18 protein-coding genes are annotated in these 17,710 nt (G+C 43.6%); 10 read left to right on the top strand and 8 right to left on the bottom strand.

The window, feature by feature from the left end:
* Nucleotides 1-5: 5 nt before the first annotated feature.
* A complete protein-coding gene (gene hisC / locus Q0230_RS17830; protein ID WP_298612503.1) occupies nt 6-1,064 on the bottom strand; it encodes a histidinol-phosphate transaminase in 1,059 nt (352 codons plus the stop codon).
* 218 nt (nt 1,065-1,282) lie between these two features.
* Here hisC and Q0230_RS17825 point away from each other — a divergent pair, with 218 nt between their 5' ends.
* From Q0230_RS17825 to Q0230_RS17780, 10 genes are all read left to right on the top strand, one after another.
* Nucleotides 1,283-1,651, top strand: coding sequence for a hypothetical protein (locus Q0230_RS17825; RefSeq protein WP_298612499.1), 369 nt, complete (start codon nt 1,283-1,285; stop codon nt 1,649-1,651).
* Between the two features lie 224 nt (nt 1,652-1,875).
* Entirely contained in the window at nt 1,876-2,739 is an 864-nt protein-coding gene (locus Q0230_RS17820; protein WP_298612496.1) for a peptidoglycan-binding protein, read from the top strand.
* 69 nt (nt 2,740-2,808) lie between these two features.
* Nucleotides 2,809-4,299 (top strand): helicase HerA-like C-terminal domain-containing protein, encoded by a 1,491-nt coding sequence (locus Q0230_RS17815; protein WP_298612493.1) that lies wholly within the window; start codon nt 2,809-2,811, stop codon nt 4,297-4,299.
* Nucleotides 4,300-4,524: 225 nt separating this feature from the next.
* On the top strand, nt 4,525-4,992 hold the full coding sequence (accB, locus tag Q0230_RS17810; protein ID WP_298612736.1) for an acetyl-CoA carboxylase biotin carboxyl carrier protein: 468 nt from the start codon (nt 4,525-4,527) through the stop codon (nt 4,990-4,992).
* Nucleotides 4,993-5,005: 13 nt separating this feature from the next.
* Nucleotides 5,006-6,349 (top strand): acetyl-CoA carboxylase biotin carboxylase subunit, encoded by a 1,344-nt coding sequence (accC, locus tag Q0230_RS17805; RefSeq protein ID WP_298612490.1) that lies wholly within the window; start codon nt 5,006-5,008, stop codon nt 6,347-6,349.
* Entirely contained in the window at nt 6,346-7,242 is an 897-nt protein-coding gene (gene prmA, locus Q0230_RS17800) for a 50S ribosomal protein L11 methyltransferase (RefSeq protein WP_298612487.1), read from the top strand. Before accC ends, prmA begins: the two co-directional genes overlap by 4 nt.
* Before the next feature lie 163 nt (nt 7,243-7,405).
* Nucleotides 7,406-8,155: a zinc-ribbon and DUF3426 domain-containing protein gene (locus Q0230_RS17795; RefSeq protein ID WP_298612484.1), complete on the top strand. Its 750-nt coding sequence runs from the start codon at nt 7,406-7,408 to the stop codon at nt 8,153-8,155.
* Between the two features lie 203 nt (nt 8,156-8,358).
* On the top strand, nt 8,359-8,814 hold the full coding sequence (gene dksA, locus Q0230_RS17790) for an RNA polymerase-binding protein DksA (RefSeq protein WP_298612481.1): 456 nt from the start codon (nt 8,359-8,361) through the stop codon (nt 8,812-8,814).
* A gap of 3 nt (nt 8,815-8,817) precedes the next feature.
* Nucleotides 8,818-9,717, top strand: a complete 900-nt coding sequence (gene gluQRS, locus Q0230_RS17785; RefSeq protein WP_298612478.1) for a tRNA glutamyl-Q(34) synthetase GluQRS — start codon at nt 8,818-8,820, stop codon at nt 9,715-9,717.
* 95 nt (nt 9,718-9,812) lie between these two features.
* Nucleotides 9,813-11,087 carry a hypothetical protein gene (locus Q0230_RS17780; RefSeq protein WP_298612475.1) on the top strand — a complete coding sequence of 425 codons (1,275 nt, stop codon included), beginning with the start codon at nt 9,813-9,815 and terminating at the stop codon, nt 11,085-11,087.
* A gap of 9 nt (nt 11,088-11,096) precedes the next feature.
* Here the strand turns inward: Q0230_RS17780 and ispF are convergent, their stop codons facing one another.
* The 7 genes from ispF to Q0230_RS17745 form a co-directional block, all read right to left on the bottom strand.
* Nucleotides 11,097-11,570, bottom strand: coding sequence for a 2-C-methyl-D-erythritol 2,4-cyclodiphosphate synthase (gene ispF, locus Q0230_RS17775; RefSeq protein ID WP_298612472.1), 474 nt, complete (start codon nt 11,568-11,570; stop codon nt 11,097-11,099).
* Nucleotides 11,570-12,271 (bottom strand): 2-C-methyl-D-erythritol 4-phosphate cytidylyltransferase, encoded by a 702-nt coding sequence (gene ispD / locus Q0230_RS17770; RefSeq protein ID WP_298612469.1) that lies wholly within the window; start codon nt 12,269-12,271, stop codon nt 11,570-11,572. The genes ispF and ispD overlap by 1 nt, the downstream gene beginning before the upstream one ends.
* Nucleotides 12,261-12,626, bottom strand: coding sequence for a septum formation initiator family protein (locus tag Q0230_RS17765; RefSeq protein ID WP_298612465.1), 366 nt, complete (start codon nt 12,624-12,626; stop codon nt 12,261-12,263). The genes ispD and Q0230_RS17765 overlap by 11 nt, the downstream gene beginning before the upstream one ends.
* A gap of 116 nt (nt 12,627-12,742) precedes the next feature.
* Nucleotides 12,743-13,120 carry a hypothetical protein gene (locus Q0230_RS17760; protein ID WP_298612462.1) on the bottom strand — a complete coding sequence of 126 codons (378 nt, stop codon included), beginning with the start codon at nt 13,118-13,120 and terminating at the stop codon, nt 12,743-12,745.
* 859 nt (nt 13,121-13,979) lie between these two features.
* Nucleotides 13,980-15,257 carry a phosphopyruvate hydratase gene (gene eno / locus Q0230_RS17755; protein WP_298612459.1) on the bottom strand — a complete coding sequence of 426 codons (1,278 nt, stop codon included), beginning with the start codon at nt 15,255-15,257 and terminating at the stop codon, nt 13,980-13,982.
* Between the two features lie 21 nt (nt 15,258-15,278).
* Nucleotides 15,279-16,112 carry a 3-deoxy-8-phosphooctulonate synthase gene (kdsA, locus tag Q0230_RS17750; RefSeq protein WP_298612455.1) on the bottom strand — a complete coding sequence of 278 codons (834 nt, stop codon included), beginning with the start codon at nt 16,110-16,112 and terminating at the stop codon, nt 15,279-15,281.
* A 2-nt stretch (nt 16,113-16,114) separates the two neighbouring features.
* On the bottom strand, nt 16,115-17,710 hold a 1,596-nt coding region (locus Q0230_RS17745), incomplete at its 5' end, for a CTP synthase (protein ID WP_298612452.1).

Genomic DNA, 17,710 nt, shown 5'->3' with positions numbered 1-17,710 from the left:
AATTATTAAGCTACCAAAGTTTTTAACTTAGTTAACAGAATTTGCATTTCTTCATCGGTACCAATCGTGATGCGCAAATACTCTTGAATGCGTGGCTTTTTGAAGTGTCGAACTAAAACACCCTGCTCTTTAAGCGCCAAATACAAAGCCTCTGCATTCCCAGTCGGTGGACGAGTAAACACAAAATTCGCTGCTGAGGGTAAAACTTGGAAACCTAATGCCTGCAAACTCGCAATCGTAGTCGTGCGTGTTTTAATAATTTTTTGGCATAGTTCCGTAAAGTAGGCTTGATCGTGCATAGCTGCTGCTGCACCTACAATAGCCAAGCGATCCAGTGGATAAGAATTGAAAGAGTTTTTTACTCGCTCTAAAGCCTCAATTAAATCGGGATGTCCCACCGCAAAACCTGCACGTAAACCGGCCAAGGAGCGTGACTTAGATAAGGTTTGTACAACCAATAAATGCGGATAACACTTAATTAAGGGAATAGCAGTTTCTGCACCGAAATCGATATAAGCTTCATCAATGACCACGACTGATTGTTGATTTGCCTGTAGAAGTGTTTCAATCTCAGCTAAACCGATAGCCGAACCTGTCGGTGCATTGGGATTCGGGAAAATAATTCCCCCATTGGGTTGGACATAAGCAGCTAAATCTACACTAAAATCATCCGCTAAAGGAATTTGCTGTAACGATAACTGGTAAAGATTAGCGTAAACAGGATAAAAGCTATAAGAAATATCCGGGAACAGTAACGGCTGATTCGGCTTAAATAAAGCGTGAAAAATATGCGCTAGAACTTCATCAGAGCCATTGCCAACAAAAACCTGCGGGCGCTCTAGATCATAGTATTGTGCAATGGCATCTTTAAATAAATCAGCATTAGGATCGGGATAGAGTCTTAAGGTGCTCGTCAACTCAGCTTGAATCGCCGCTAAAACTGTTGGTGAAGGTGGATAAGGGCACTCATTGGTATTAAGTTTAACATAGCGCTGATCCTTGGGTTGCTCACCTGGCACATAAGGCTCTAGCTGCTGCACTAAAGGATTCCAATACTGGCTCATGAAGCATTCCCGCGAAACCGCATAAAGTCCTGCATGATATAAGTAGGCTCACGCTTTTACTAGCCTTTTACTCGCTGACCTTTTGTCATCTAATCTCCTTGGCCTATCAAGCCTAGACCAGCAAAAACAAGAGCAATCAAGAATACTGGCAGGACATTTACTGCTTGCTTGTTGTTATGGCCTACTCAAACCTCCAAAGCTTCCACCGAGGCTTGAAGTTGCAAAATGCAACTGCTTTGCCTACTGATTATTATGTTGCTTTAAATAATGCAACTAGTGTGCACTCAATTTCGCGCTATGTGATGCCCGCAATTGCTTCAATTCACCCAAGCGTTCCAACCGTCACGGATAAAGTAGATTCCCAAGCGAGCACCTTAGGTTTGCAACAACTGCCAGAAAAACAAATTTCCCTACCAGTGGCTCCTGAACGTATTCCTACCGTATCTGAGCGCCTCCACCCCAGTGTTACGATTGAGACTGTTCCAGTGTTAGAGCAAGGTGGAAAACTTATTTGGAAACCTGGACATGGTCTAGTCGAAAAGGTCGACAAACTAACTGGAGAAATCGTACATTTAGCCGAAAAATAGGCAAATGTAATAAATGTAATTAAATCACTAAAGTTTCTCGACTCTAGCCTGCATTTACCGCAAGCTTTGCGGCTTCTAGCTAACCCTATATTTTATAAACCACACTGTTGATATGCTTCAAAAAAATGCAGAATACGATCACACTTATTTTAGGAATACTCACTAGCTCATTTTTAGTAGGCTGCCTTAACCAAGGTAATTCTTTCAAGCCTACCCACACTGTAGTGAGCGTATCTCAGTCAAGTCCATTCGACCCTACCAAAGCTATCCTTACACAATGTTCGGCTGAGCTATTCCGTCCGGCTGTATTTCGTGAAGAACCATTCAAGGTCTTGATTTATGATGGTTCTGCCAGTTACTCAAATATTCCCGCAGAAATGGCTCAAAGTGAAACGAAGATTCAAGTAGAGCCTTCACGCCATGCAGAAGAAACCGAGCCAGCCCAATATGCAGAAGTCGAAGAAACCATTGAAGTAGAACGTGCTCGCTCGGAGTTATATGCAACACCTGCTCAATATCAAAAAGTTATCCGTGAAATTCTTATAAAACCTGAGCATAAGCAGTGGAAATCAGCTTGCTTGGCCAGCAGTAACTCATCCAGTTGCCTAGAAACTATCCATGCTGAAAGAGTCAAAATTCCCACTCAGGTGATTATAGAGCCAGCACAAATCCATCAGCGTAGCCTGCCCGCAAAAACTATTAAAATTAAGCGTAAAAAGCTTATCAAAGCTGGCAAAGGTAGCGGCTCAACTCTTCCCGCCCGTTATACAACGGTAAAATTAATGCGGGTCATTAAACCTTGGAAAATTATTTCGAGTTTAGTCCCTACCCAATATGAAACGATCTCTATCCAACGTAAATTACGTGATGAGCAAGTATCAATGATGCCGATCGCTTGCACTGATACCTTAAAACCTGAACAGATCCGACTCATTCAACAAGCTTTGCTGCAAGCGGGTCAAAGTCTGAGTCTATCTGGGGTGTTGGATACTTCAACTATTGCGGCTTTACATACGTTTCAAGCGGCTAATCAGCTAGCGATTGGCGGCTTGAGCCTCGAAACTTTACGAAAGTTAGGTCTAACGTAGCGGTTACTGGGCATTTTAGTTAGACTGCTACCCACTAAGCCAAACATCAAAAATACAATAGGAGCAGTCATGAGTGAACAAGCTGGCATTCTCATTGGCAAAGGTGGCAATCAACAGGTGAGTCTGAATCTGCGCTTTGCTAATCGACATGGGCTAATTGCAGGTGCAACTGGAACAGGTAAAACGGTTTCTTTACAAGCTATTGCTGAAGGCTTTTCTCGTGCTGGTGTACCAGTCTTCATGGCAGATATTAAAGGCGACCTAACAGGTATCAGTCAAGCCGGAACCCCCAATCCTAAAATAGCAGAACGTATTCAGGCGATTGGCATTGATAACTTCAAGTTTGAAGGCTATCCAAGCATTCTCTGGGATTTAGCAGGTCAACAAGGCCATCCAATTCGCGCTACCGTGTCTGATATTGGCCCCCTTTTGTTGGCACGCCTTTTAGAACTGAATGACACGCAAGAAGGCTTATTAAACATTGCTTTTAAGTTTGCTGATGATGAAGGCATGCTACTGCTGGACTTCAAAGATCTACGCTCAATCCTGCAACATATGGGTGAAAATGCTCAAGACTTCCAAAATGCTTATGGCAATGTCAGCTCCTCTTCAATTGGAGCCATCCAGCGCCGCTTATTAGTGCTTGAACAGCAAGGCGCAGAAAGCTTCTTTGGCGAACCCGCTTTGGATTTATGGGACTTTATCCGCACCGCTCCGAATGGCTACGGCAATATCAATATTCTGATGGCCGATAAGCTGATGATGACACCACGCCTGTATGCTACTTTCTTGCTATGGCTCTTATCCGAACTGTTTGAAAATTTGCCTGAAGTAGGCGATTTAGATAAACCTCGCTTAGTCTTTTTCTTCGATGAGGCGCATTTACTTTTCAATGATGCCCCGAAAGCTTTAGTGGATAAAGTCGAACAAGTGGTACGTTTAATTCGCTCTAAAGGCGTGGGTGTTTATTTCATAACTCAAAATCCGCTCGATATTCCTGACAGTATTCTCGGTCAACTAGGCAATCGTATTCAGCATGCTTTGCGTGCCTTTACTCCACGTGATCAAAAGGCGGTGAAAGCCGCAGCTGATACCTTCCGTGCTAATCCTGAGTTAGATACGGCAGCAGTCATTATGGAACTTGGGGTGGGCGAAGCCTTAGTTTCTGTTTTAGAAGAAAAAGGTATCCCTAGTGTGGTACAACGCACAATGATTCGCCCTCCCCAATCGCGCATTGGGCCTGCTACTCCAGAAGAGCGGGCTAACTTAATTCGGCAAAGCCCCTTCGCTGGTCGCTATGACAAAATGATTGATCGCGAATCGGCGCATGAAATTTTGCAAGCGCGCGCAGAAAAAGCGGCAGCAGAAACGGCGGCTGCCAATCAGGCCAAAGAATTCGAAAAAGCAGCACGTCGTTTTGAGGCCTCTAATACCCCACGTCCAAGTAATCGACAAACTTTAGGGGAGGCAATTGTGAAAAGTGCAGCTCGCTCAATCACTTCTAATCTAGGTAAGCAAATTGTCCGTGGTATCTTAGGTTCAATTTTTAAAGGCCGCTAATCCGGCCTTTTCTTAGAGCATTCTTGCTGCAACTAAAGGATAAACGGTGTAAACTCGCGCCCATTCTGTTGGGATATGCCGAGAAAAAGGGCAGATTTGCAGACTTAAGCAATCTTTGAGGCATGACTGTTTAGAACATCAAATGCCTCTTCATCCTGATCGTTTTAAACACATCGGCACTCTAACAACATCAAGCCATATAAGACTTATAGGAATAGCTACATGATGGATGTTCGCAAAATCAAAAAACTGATCGATCTGTTAGAAGACAGCGATGTGGCCGAAATTGAAATCAAAGAAGGTGAAGATTCGGTACGAATTAGCCGTATCTCTACCACCGCAGCCCCTGCTATGCCGATGCAGCAATACTATGCGCCACAAGCTATGATGGCTCCTGCGGTTGCAACTCCTCAAGCAACTGCCCCTGCTGCCGCTAGCGAGAAACCTGCAGCACCGACTGGGCATGTTTTAGAGTCACCAATGGTGGGGACTTTTTATCGTTCGTCTTCACCTGGGGCGAAATCTTTTGTTGAAATTGGTCAATCCGTCAAAGTTGGCGATACGCTTTGCATTATCGAAGCGATGAAGATGCTTAACCAAATTCAAGCGGATAAAAGTGGTGTGATTAAGGCTATTTTGGTTGAAAACGAGCAACCTGTTGAGTTTGGTCAGCCTTTAATGATTATCGACTGATACGGAGGCTTATATGTTAAAAAAAGTCCTCATTGCTAATCGTGGTGAAATTGCCTTACGTATTTTGCGTGCTTGCCGTGAGCTAGGCATTAAAACCGTGGCAGTGCATTCGACTGCTGACCGTGATCTTAAGCATGTCCGTCTTGCGGATGAATCGGTCTGTATTGGCCCACCCCGCTCAATTGATAGTTACTTAAATATCCCCGCAATTATTAGCGCTGCTGAAGTCACTGGTGCCGATGCGATTCACCCCGGTTATGGCTTCTTATCTGAAAATGCCGACTTTGCTGAACGTGTTGAATCGAGCGGCTTTATATTCATTGGCCCACGAGCGGAGACCATTCGTCTAATGGGCGATAAGATTTCCGCTAAAGACGCCATGCAAAAAGCCAAAGTACCCTGTGTACCTGGTTCGGATGGCCCTGTGCCCGAAGATAAAAGCGAATGCTTAGCCATGGCTAAACGTATTGGTTATCCTATCATTATCAAAGCTACTGGTGGCGGTGGTGGTCGTGGGATGCGGGTGGTGCATCAAGCTGAAGACCTATTCCGCTCCATAGAAATGACTCGCTCCGAAGCTAAAGCAGCTTTCGGTAATGATGTTGTTTATATGGAAAAGTATTTGATCCATCCTCGGCATATTGAATTTCAAGTATTAGCTGATCAGCATGGCAATGCGATTCATTTATGTGAACGTGACTGCTCCATGCAGCGCCGCCATCAAAAAGTCGTTGAAGAAGCACCCGCACCCGGTATTACTGAAGAGCAGCGTGCACGCATTGGTAAGGTTGTTGCTGATGCTTGCCGTAAGATTAGCTATCGTGGTGCTGGTACCTTTGAATTCTTGTATGAAAACGGTGAGTTTTATTTCATTGAAATGAATACCCGTTTACAAGTTGAACATCCGGTGACTGAATTAATCACGGGTGTGGACTTAGTGAAGCAGCAACTGCTAGTAGCGGCTGGCGAAAAGCTGCAAATTAAGCAAGAAGATATTCGTCCACATGGACATGCGATTGAATGCCGGATCAATGCGGAAGATCCTGATACCTTTGCGCCCTCCCCTGGCAAAATTACTCGCTATCATGCACCTGGTGGCTTAGGGGTACGAGTGGACTCACACATTTATGCTGACTACACAGTACCACCTTATTATGACTCCATGATCGGTAAACTAATCGTACATGGTGAAGATCGCTTAACTGCCTTGAATCGTATGAATGGTGCTTTGACCGAAATGATTGTCGAAGGCATTAAAACCAATGTGCCATTGCAACGTCGGATCATGACTGATCCTGCATTCCGTCAAGGTGGGACTGATATTCACTATTTAGAGAAAAAGTTGGGTTTACAATGACTTGGCAACAGCTGATTTGTCATACCACGGTTGAGCATCAAGAAGCCATCAGCACAGTTCTAGAAGAAGCGGGTGCTGCTTCAGTCACCTTTGAAGATGCAGTAGACCAACCTATTCTTGAGCCTTTACCGGGTGAGACTCCTCTATGGGATCAGCTTGTGATTACGGGGCTTTATCCGGCAGACGATGACCTTACTGCTTTGCTCTTGGATTTAGAGTTGCATCGTAGTGAATGGGGCATTACTGAGCTTAAACTGGAGCAATTAGAAGATCGCCCTTGGGTGCGCGAATGGATGGACAACTTCCATCCCATGCAATTTGGTAAGCGTCTGTGGGTGTATCCTAGTTGGCGTGAGGTCCCCGAAGAAGCTACGGATGCAGTGAAGATTTTATTGGATCCGGGTTTAGCCTTCGGTACAGGCAACCATCCGACTACCGCTTTGTGCTTGGAATGGTTAGATGGTGAAGACTTAACCGGAAAAACGGTGTTGGACTATGGTTGTGGCAGTGGAATTCTAGCGATTGCCGCGGCTAAATTAGGTGCAAACACTATTGTTGCTACTGATATTGATCCTCAAGCTTTAGAAGCAACTCAAGAAAATGCGCGGCGAAATGCTTTAGCAGATACCAGAATTATGACCTGCCTGCCTGATGCAGTGCCTGAACAGCCATTCGATGTAGTCATTGCTAATATTCTTTCTGGCCCGTTAGTTAGTCTGGCTCCAACTATTTTACGCTATTTAAAGCCACAAGGGCGCATCGCACTCTCAGGCATTTTGGCTGATCAAGGTCAGGCAGTTGCTGCTGCCTACCAAAATAGACTTGAGCAGGTACAAATCACCGCTAAAGAAGATTGGCTACGTTTAGAAGGTACGGCGCACGCTAACCCCTAAACCGTTCCTACTAGATTTAACCCCGCTCATCAGCTCAATAATGTTAAAAGCGGGGTTCTCCCTTAGGATTAACGCTACTATTTTGTGCATCAAATCATGCAGCTGCCTGAAAAAAATAGGGCTACAATAAGAATGCTATGTCTAACCTAATTGCCTGAGCTAAATGTATACCCAGTGTAGTCATTGCCGCGCTGTTTTCCGCGTCACTATGAAAGAGCTAACTGCTGCTCAGGGCTTACTGCGCTGTGGTGAGTGCGATACTATCTTCGACGCGATGAAAGCACTCAGTACCACCTTGCCTGATGAGCGCTTAGGTGGTATGGGCAATGGGCGTGATTTACCCGGTGAGGCACGTATTCATGCGCTCCCTTTAAACGTTTTAGCAGAAAATGACCCGAGTAACTCAGCTAAACCCAGTAAAACCAATAGCTCCAATCGCCGCTCTACAAAATCCCGTAATTTTTTGTACTTAAGCCTGCTCGCGCTGTGTTTATTATTACTAATCCAACTATTCTACAGTTACCGTACTAAACTACTGGAGCATCCTAGTACTCGAGAGTGGACACAGACAGTTTGCACATGGATTACGTGTGGTTTGGATACCGTAAAGCATTTAGATCAAATTAAATTACTCAGTCACACAGTCTATACCCATCCGAATACACCTAATGTATTGATTATTAACACATCTATTCAGAATAATGCCAGTAATCCACAACCCTACCCTAGGTTAGAAGTAAGCTTCTTAAACCAAAAATCTGAACTAGTGGCTTTACGTAGTTTTACCCCTGAAGAATATCTCAGCAAGGAACAGCAAGGCCACTTGATGCCGCCTAAGATTCCTCAGGAAGTCTCGTTAACTATTGAAGATCCCGGCAAGGATGCAGTGCGCTTTCAATTACGTTTTTTATGAAACTACCGTTTGAACGAGGAGTCTTAGTAATAAAATTTATGCAAATTTACCTTTATCTATCAATAAAAAATGCGAAAAAAATTTTCATGGGCTATAATCGCGCGCCCATAAGTTATGCCGAAGAAACAAGGTAGGTAACTTTACTTACCACTCGATTTAACCTTTTGATTTTAATAAAAAATCAAAGCTGTTGGAGAAAAAGAATGGCAACTGAAAATGTAACCTATTTAGCAAGGAAAGCTGCGTTACCAGTTGATGGCATTAATCCGTATATCCCCGAAGCTGGCGAAGAATATATGAACGAAAAGCAATTACAGCATTTTCGGCATATTCTAACTGCTTGGAAAAAAGAGTTAATGGAAGAAGTTGATCGGACGGTCGATCATATGAAAGAAGAAGCTAGCAACTTCTCTGATCCTGCTGATCGTGCCACACAAGAAGAAGAATTTGCTTTAGAGTTACGTGCACGTGACCGTGAGCGTAAACTAATTCGCAAAATCGAGAAAACTATTGCCCGTGTCGATGAAGAGGATTATGGCTATTGTGATGCTTGTGGCGTAGAAATCGGTCTGCAACGCTTAGAAGTACGTCCTACTGCTGAGCTGTGCATCGATTGCAAAACCACACAAGAAATTAAAGAAAAACAACTCGCTTCTTAAGGTGTGACCTACATCGGGCGCTTTGCGCCCTCTCCCACAGGCCTATTGCATTTCGGCTCATTATTGGCTGCGACTGCGAGTTATTTACAAGCTCGCAGCCAACAAGGGCAATGGCTACTGCGTATTGAAGACTTAGATAAACCTCGTGAACCAGTTGGCGCTGCTGATGCTATCATCCAAACTTTAGGCTTATACGGTTTTGAATGGGATCAAACCATTGTTTATCAAAGCCAACGCATTGCTGCTTATACTGAAAGTTTAAATAGCTTAAAACCCTTTATTTATGGCTGTAATTGTTCACGCAAGCAGTTGCAAACTAGGGCTAATCAGGGAGATTTTGGTCTTATTTATCCCCGAATCTGCCGCGATAAATACTTAGCTTTAACTCCTTTAACAGCAATTCGAATTAAAACCCTCGATCAGTCTATTTGCTTTCATGATCAAATTCAGGGCTTTTATTGCCAAAACCTTGAGCGGGAATTAGGGGATTTTGTAATTCGGCGTGCAGATCAAATCTTTGCTTATCAATTAGCTGTGGTAGTGGATGATGCTTGGCAAGGCATTACAGAGATAGTGCGCGGATCAGATTTACTGGATAACACGCCCCGCCAAATCTATTTACAACAGCTTTTAGGCTATTCAACGCCCAGTTACGCCCATATCCCTATTGCAATCAATGCACTAGGCCAAAAGCTTAGTAAGCAAACCCTAGCCCCAGCTTTAACCACACAAGCTAATAAACCCTTAAAGCATTTAGTTAAAGCTTTGGAATTCTTAGGACAAAATCCAGCCAATGCTAATTCTTTTAGCAATCTTAAAGAATTTTGGGATTGGGCAATAGCAAACTGGGACTTAAATAAAATTCCTAAGCAATTAGCGTATGATCCGCTAATTACTACCTAAAATCAGGCTGTCGATAAAACTCCTCGAATCACTCTTTTAAGCTAAGCGTATTAGGGTCGGCAATTAAAATCCATGAAATTGATTAGGAGTTTTATATGAATAATATTGGATCTGCCGCTACACAAACCACAGCGGCCAAAAATAATACTAATTCGGCTCAAAGTTTGGCTAATTTAAGCAGCTTAGCCAGCAGCTTTACTAATTCAACAAGCTCAGCGGGTGGCCTGAACTTTAATAACTTAATCATGAACTTATTAATGCAAGTTATTCAAACTTTGTTGAAAAATATGCAAAATAAGTCTTGCTGCGATCAGTCTACCAAGCCCCAAACTTTAAGCCTAAGTGATGCTGAGAAAACTAAGCTCGCCGACGCCTTATCAACAGATGGCAAAGCAGTGACTATCGTATCTGCTGAGGATAGTGATAAAAGTGGAAAGCTTTCAGTGGGCGATAAAATTAATATACGACGCCCAACAGGACAACTAAATACTCAGGGCGAACCGATCCTTGAATCAGCTTCAGTTAAATTAACAGAAAAGCAGTTAGATGATTATCAATTACCTAACTTGGCAACAATAAACCTCTCTATCAGCGAACAAAATAAACTACTAAACGCTATTAGCCTAGGGCGTAATTTTATTAATACACCTAGCATAGTTAATGTGATTGACAGCGATAATAATGGTTCTTTATCAGTAGGGGATCAAATTAACTTAAAAGCCTTTAGTGGCCGCCATGATGAAATCACTGGAGAACCTGTTTTTAATTATAGTACTGAAACACTAACTGCTGAACAACTTAGCAGCTATCAAAACACCAGCAAAGATTTATCCCTGTCCACTGCCGAGAAAAATAAACTAATTGATATTTTAGCTATAGGAAGCACGGCAACTATTGGAAGTCCAACTGTTACAGGAGTCACCGATACGGATAATAATGGAGTTTTATCAGTGGGTGATGTCATCAATATTGCAAACGCTACAGGTGGTTACTATGAGGACACCAATGAACCAGTAATTACTTATAGCAAGACACCACTAACAGCTGAGCAATTTAGCAACTATCAAAATCTTACCAAGGAAGGAGAATTGTTAGATGTAAGTCAGCGAGAGCAAAACTGGTTACAGACCGCTTATAACAGCGCATTTTATGGAGCGTCTGGGGCGCCTACTGTAGTAGGAGTTGTTTACGATAATGATAATAGCGGAGATATATCAGTAGGTGACTCAATTGGCTTACGTCAATATGTGGGCGAAGGAGCACCTAAACCTGAAGGACCTTATCAAGTCAGTTTAGGAACGCTAGGTGAGCAGAGATTCGATGAATATCTAAAAGCTAAGGCAGCTGATCCAGGCCCCAAAGGATCATAGGAACGTGTATTAAACTGTTGTTAGCAACACCACCGCATGCGCCGCAATACCTTCCTTGCGACCTTCAAAGCCTAGCTTTTCGGTGGTAGTTGCTTTTACGCTAATGTGACTGATTTCACACTCTAAATCGGCGGCTAAATTAGCGCGCATGGCCTCAATATGCGGTGCCATTTTTGGTGCTTGAGCCACGATAATACTGTCAAGATTAACTAGCTGATAACCCTGATCTTTAATCAGCGCATAAACCCTTCTGAGCAAAATACGTGAATCAATTTTGGCGTAAGTGCTAGAAGTATCTGGAAAATGCTTGCCAATATCGCCCAGTGCCACCGCACCTAATAAAGCATCACAGATCGCGTGAATCAAGACATCCCCATCTGAATGGGCTGCAAAGGCCTGCGTATAGGGAATGTTAACTCCACCTAATACCAGATGATCACCCTCAGTAAAGGCATGTACATCATAGCCTTGTCCAATGCGCATTAAACATGCTCCTGCAAAAAGAACTCTGCCAAGGCTAAATCAGCTGGACGAGTGATTTTAATATTACTTGCATCCCCCTCAACCAATAAAGGTTGTAGCCCTAAATACTCTAAGGCAGAAGCTTCATCCGTAAGCGTCGCACCAGACTTTAAAGCTTGTTCTAAGGCTTGGATTAATAAACCTAAGCTTGCTAATTGTGGAGTCAAAGCATGCCATAAATCCGCCCGTTCTTCGGTATGGCTAATCAAACGTTGGCCTTTAAAAGCTCGCTTCATGGTATCGCGTACCGGAGTCGCTAGCAGAGCGCCTTGATCACTGTTGCTCGCCAATAGGCTACTTAAATCCTGTTGGGACAAACAAGGTCTTGCTGCATCATGTACTAAGACTTTAGCAGTTGATGCGATGTTTAAGTGTTGCTGCAAATATTTTAAACCACTCAACACTGAATCTGCCCGCTCTTGACCACCTACCGCACGATACACTGGCAAACCTTGATACTTAGACGCTATGTCGAGCCAGTAATCATCATGGGCACCGAGCACTACCACCACACCTTTAATTTTAGGGTGTTGTAAAAAGCAGCTTAGGCTGTGTTCTAAAACGGTTTTGCCATGTAAGCGCAAATATTGCTTAGGAATCGCCGAAAGCATACGTTTGCCCACCCCCGCAGCAGGAATCACGCACCAAACTTCATTCGACATGCGGCTGGGTACTCGGTTGTTGGGTAGGATTAGTGGGTACAGGAGGGGCTGGTGCTTGCGTCGGATCGCTATTCAAAATCACCTGATAGAAAGTTTCGCCTTGTTTAATCATGCCTAACTCGCCACGGGCACGATCTTCAATCGCGGCATCATCACGGCTAATGTCTAAAACCTCTGACTGTAAAGCTTCGTTACGCTTGGTTTGCTCTTCATTCAAACGCTTTTGCTCGGCAATTTGCCCTTGCAGATCCCAAATTTCCGGATAGCTCCCTGTACCTAGCCATAAACGCAGGAATAAGATTAGAGATAAGACACTGAAGGCTATTAATAAAATTTGCGTTAGAGTTAGTTTCATGCCTGAGGTTTTAGATCGCTCAAATTAAAGTGGCGGAGTTAAATCGCGCTACCAAGCATAGCAGATACTCACTTAGACTGCCTTAGGCATTTGTAAGTACCTAAGTTTAGACTCGCTCACATCGTGAACGTGAAGATATAAATCTGCCCAGTTTGCTGATTGATACCAATCCAACCATTGGGATTACCAGCTAACGGAGCTGGCTCAAAAAACTTCAAACCAGAAAACTCCGTTTGCTTCACCCACCACGCTTTTGCTGCTTGTGGCTCCAGATAACTCACAGGCTCTGTAAGTGGTACGAGCCGCTGCTTCCATTTTGGTATATCAGCTGGACTAATCGCTAGAAAATAAAACGAGCGAAAATCTGAAGGTCCAAAATTACTATCCCCTAGTTGCTCTTGGACGAATTGAGCATCAAGAATTGAGCTAGGTAAACTTGCTTGTTTGGTTAACAACGAGCTAATCGTATTAATGCGCTCCTCTGTACTACCCACAACCTCATATATCTTGGACTCTACGGGCAGGCTTTGCTTACTTTTATCATTGCAAGCTACACAAATCATTAGGCAACCGAATAAGACAGCCAATTTGCATAGAACACTAAGAGGTTTAACAAATACTAGTTTCACTTTTTAATAGGTACTTAAATTTTTATAAACAACTTTACGGTTATATATCAAATTTTGAGCTAAACCATAAAAACCTGCTAACTGTTCACTACCCTCTCTTGAAAGTATAGCACGTAACTATACACTTCCCGATTTCAACCACAGTTTGCTTTATTAAATGGTAATCATCGATAGACATTAACAGGTATTACATCCCTTCAAAGCTTAACATTTAAGCTCAAAGTTACAAAAACCTACTGAGATATTAGTTAGTTATATTCCCTAGCTAAACTCATCTTGATACTTATCTAAAACCCAAAAAGCAAAAAACTCACCAAGCACGAAGGGGGTGAAAATACCCAACATCATGAGCCAATCAGGTGATTGCCCATCAGGAGCAGCTGCATAATCCAAAGCGAAAAAAGGGTTAAAAGCTCCTCCTAACTCAAGTATCAATCCTGATGCAATGATAATTTTTGTGGTTTTTCTAGCAAATGAGTTTAAACACCATAGAAAAATGAGTTAGTAACTAAAAATAAAGCAATGACGCTACTAACTAAATTATTATTTCTAAACCCTGAAATACATAGCAGCAATACTAGAATTAAAGACAGCGCATTCAATGCAATAACAGTGAATTTTAGTAGTTTTTTATCAGTTTCTGGCATATCAATTATTATTTTTATTTACTAAGGCACCTACAATAGTAGGCGTCTTAGTACTTATTTTAAGACTAACTAATTACTTAACACTGCTTAAACGCCGATTTCCCTGCATAAATCCCACGGCTACCTAACTCACCTGAGATACGCAGTAATTGGTTGTATTTCGCAATACGGTCTGAACGTGATAATGAACCCGTTTTAATCTGGCCTGCACCTGTCGCTACTGCAATATCCGCAATCGTTGAGTCTTCGGTTTCACCAGAGCGGTGAGAAACCACTGCGGTATAACCTGCATCATGTGCCATTTGAATCGCTGCTAAAGTTTCGGTCAAAGTACCAATTTGATTGACTTTAATCAGAATCGAATTGGCAATACCTTTTTCAATCCCTTCTTTTAGGATTTTGGTATTGGTAACGAATAAATCATCGCCGACGATTTGGACTTTACCACCGAGTACTTCGGTCATATGTTTCCAACCCGCCCAATCGCCTTCTGCCATACCATCTTCAATACTTAAAATCGGATATTGGCGTACCCAATTATGTAAGTACTCGGTAAAATCTTCCGCGCTGAAGCTACGGTTTTCAGATTCTAAAACATATTTACCGTCTTTATAAAACTCAGAGCTGGCAACGTCTAAACCTAACCAAATATCTTGACCGACTTTAAAGCCAGCTTTATTGATGGCTTCTAAAATAACTTCAATCGCTTGCTCATTTGAGGATAAATCAGGTGCAAAACCACCTTCATCACCGACGGCGGTATTTAAACCACGCTTTTTCAATACTGACTTCAAATTATGGAAGACTTCCGCACCATAACGAATCGCCTCTTCCATAGAAGGAGCGGTCACTGGCAGAATCATAAACTCTTGTAAATCCACACTATTATCCGCATGTGCACCACCATTGATGATATTCATCATTGGTACTGGCAATTTATAAGTGTCGGATTTCTTTAGGTATTGATAAAGCGGTAAGCCTTGTTCTTTTGCGCCTGCATGAGCGGCTGCCATCGATACGGCTAATAAAGCATTTGCACCTAAACGCGCTTTATTTTCAGTGCCATCTAGCTCTAACATGATTTGATCAATGCCAGCTTGATCAGTGACTTCATGTCCCTTTAAAGCAGTGGCAATTTCACCATTCACATTAGCAACGGCTTTTTGCACGCCTTTACCTAAATAGCGCGCACCACCATCGCGTAATTCAATTGCCTCGCGTGAACCCGTTGAAGCACCCGACGGCACAGCAGCCCGCCCGATTGCACCACTGGCTAATTTAACATCGGCTTCGACAGTCGGATTGCCACGAGAATCAATCACCTCGCGAGCGAGTATAGATACAATTTCAGACATAGGTTTAATCTCTAAAATAATTTATAAAGTTTGCTCAATCAGTGGGCTAGCCTTGACCACACGATCTAAAGCCACTAGCGACTCCAGCAATGCCTCCATTTTATCCAGAGGCCAAGAGTTCGGGCCATCGCTCCAAGCCTTCGCTGGGTCTGGATGCGACTCCATAAATAAACCAGCAATCCCTACCGCAACTGCAGCCCGTGCTAACACCGGCACATGTTGACGCTCACCACCGGAAACGCTTCCCTGCCCACCTGGTAACTGCACCGAATGCGTGGCATCAAAAACCACAGGGCAATTCGTATCGCGCATAATAGAGAGGCTACGCATATCCGAGACTAAATTATTGTAGCCAAAGGTGTAACCGCGTTCACAAACCATAATCTGCTGATTACCGACTGCGTGCGCTTTCTCAACTACATTGCCCATATCCCAAGGTGCTAAAAACTGCCCCTTTTTAATATTCACAGGCTTACCCGCGCGTGCCACGTTTTGAATAAAATTAGTTTGGCGACAGAGAAATGCCGGCGTTTGTAAAACATCGACGACACTAGCTACTTCATCCATCGGTGTATCTTCATGTACATCGGTTAGTACTGGCACGCCAATTTCACGTTTGACTCGCTCCAAAATCCGCAAGCCCTCTTCAATCCCTACGCCGCGCCGACTGGTATGCGAAGAACGGTTCGCTTTATCAAACGACGATTTATAGATAAAGGGGATATGTAACCGTGCAGTGATTTCTTTGAGTTTCTGCGCGGTTTCTAACGCTAGGCCATCGCCTTCAATCGAACAAGGGCCAGAGATTAGAAAGAAAGGTTGATCTAAACCGACTTCAAATCCACAGAGTTGCATAGTTAAGCTCCTTTAGCTTCGTGCTGAGCACGGGCTGCGCGAATAAAGCTACTAAACAGCGGATGACCTTGACGTGGACGGGAAGTAAACTCGGGATGGAATTGGCAAGCCAAAAACCAAGGATGATCCTTAAGTTCAATCATTTCCACTAAGCTACTATCCGCCGACATAGCTGAGAAAGTCAAACCATGCTCTTCGAGAACCTTACGATAATTATTATTAAACTCATAGCGATGGCGATGACGCTCAACAATATCCTTTGAACCATACGCTCTTTGCGCTAATGAACCATCAGCTAAATGGCACACTTGACCACCCAGGCGCATCGTTCCACCCATATCAGAGCTTTCAGTGCGTGTCTCAACTGAGCCGTCTTGATTTTGCCATTCAGTAATTAAGCCAATCACCGGATGTGCGGTATCTTTCACAAATTCGGTACTATGCGCGCCCGCTAGATTCGCACAATGACGTGCATATTCAATGACCGCGACCTGCATGCCTAAGCAAATACCTAAATAAGGTACTTTATGCTCACGGGCATATTGAACCGCACGAATCTTGCCTTCCACGCCACGCTTGCCAAAACCACCAGGGACTAAAATTGCATCGGCGGCACGGACAATATCCATTTCTGGAGAATCTTCATCCGATTCGAGCTTTTCTGAATCGATGTAATTAATTTTAACTTTCGTATGGGTTTGAATGCCTGCATGTCGCAAAGCTTCATTCAAAGACTTGTAGGATTCGGTGAGATCGACATATTTACCCACCATTGCGATGCTTACTTCAGCTTCTGGAAACTCCATCGCATTCACGACATTTTTCCAATCAGTCAAATCGGCATCGGGCAGATTAGTTAAGCCAAAACGTTCGACGACAATCCGATCCAGCTTTTGCGCATGTAACCACAAAGGCATTTTGTAGATATTATCCACATCAATCGCCGAAATAACCGCGCGCTCTTCCACATTGGTGAATAAAGCAATTTTGCGGCGCTCATTTTCGGGCAAGGCTTTTTCACTACGACACAGTAAAATGTCAGGCTGAATTCCAATCGAACGTAGTTCTTTTACCGAGTGCTGAGTGGGCTTAGTTTTAAGCTCACCTGCTGCTGCAACATAGGGTAACAGTGTTAAATGGATGTATAAGGCATTGTTACGCCCTTCTTCCACCCCCATTTGCCGAATCGCTTCCATAAAGGGTAAGGATTCAATATCGCCCACCGTACCACCGATCTCGACCATCGCAATATCGGCATCGCCGGCACCTGCACGCACGCTGCTTTTAATCTCATCAGTAATATGCGGGATGACTTGTACGGTCGCGCCTAAGTATTCACCTTGACGCTCTTTACGAATTACACTTTCGTAAATACGTCCCGTCGTGAAATTGTTATAGCGGGTCGCGGTAAAACCCACAAACCGCTCATAATGCCCTAAGTCTAGATCGGTTTCAGCGCCATCATTGGTGACGAACACCTCGCCATGTTGGAAGGGACTCATCGTACCAGGGTCGACGTTAATATAGGGGTCTAGTTTCATCATGGTGACCTTAAGGCCACGTGCTTCAAGGATTGCACCAAGAGAGGCGGCTGCGAT

The sequence above is a fragment of the uncultured Thiothrix sp. genome, assembly GCF_937876535.1.
Classification (GTDB): domain Bacteria; phylum Pseudomonadota; class Gammaproteobacteria; order Thiotrichales; family Thiotrichaceae; genus Thiolinea.
Note: the sequence above shows the minus strand (reverse complement) of the source record. Positions and strands in the feature narration are given on the sequence as shown.

Coding starts and splice junctions, on each gene's coding strand:
- eno (WP_298612459.1), bottom strand. CDS start 15,257: ATGTCTGAAATTGTATCTATACTCGCTCGCGAGGTGATTGATTCTCGT.
- dksA (WP_298612481.1), top strand. CDS start 8,359: ATGGCAACTGAAAATGTAACCTATTTAGCAAGGAAAGCTGCGTTACCA.
- ispF (WP_298612472.1), bottom strand. CDS start 11,570: ATGCGCATTGGACAAGGCTATGATGTACATGCCTTTACTGAGGGTGAT.
- accB (WP_298612736.1), top strand. CDS start 4,525: ATGGATGTTCGCAAAATCAAAAAACTGATCGATCTGTTAGAAGACAGC.
- accC (WP_298612490.1), top strand. CDS start 5,006: ATGTTAAAAAAAGTCCTCATTGCTAATCGTGGTGAAATTGCCTTACGT.
- Q0230_RS17795 (WP_298612484.1), top strand. CDS start 7,406: ATGTATACCCAGTGTAGTCATTGCCGCGCTGTTTTCCGCGTCACTATG.
- hisC (WP_298612503.1), bottom strand. CDS start 1,064: ATGAGCCAGTATTGGAATCCTTTAGTGCAGCAGCTAGAGCCTTATGTG.
- Q0230_RS17815 (WP_298612493.1), top strand. CDS start 2,809: ATGAGTGAACAAGCTGGCATTCTCATTGGCAAAGGTGGCAATCAACAG.
- Q0230_RS17765 (WP_298612465.1), bottom strand. CDS start 12,626: ATGAAACTAACTCTAACGCAAATTTTATTAATAGCCTTCAGTGTCTTA.
- kdsA (WP_298612455.1), bottom strand. CDS start 16,112: ATGCAACTCTGTGGATTTGAAGTCGGTTTAGATCAACCTTTCTTTCTA.
- ispD (WP_298612469.1), bottom strand. CDS start 12,271: ATGTCGAATGAAGTTTGGTGCGTGATTCCTGCTGCGGGGGTGGGCAAA.
- Q0230_RS17780 (WP_298612475.1), top strand. CDS start 9,813: ATGAATAATATTGGATCTGCCGCTACACAAACCACAGCGGCCAAAAAT.
- prmA (WP_298612487.1), top strand. CDS start 6,346: ATGACTTGGCAACAGCTGATTTGTCATACCACGGTTGAGCATCAAGAA.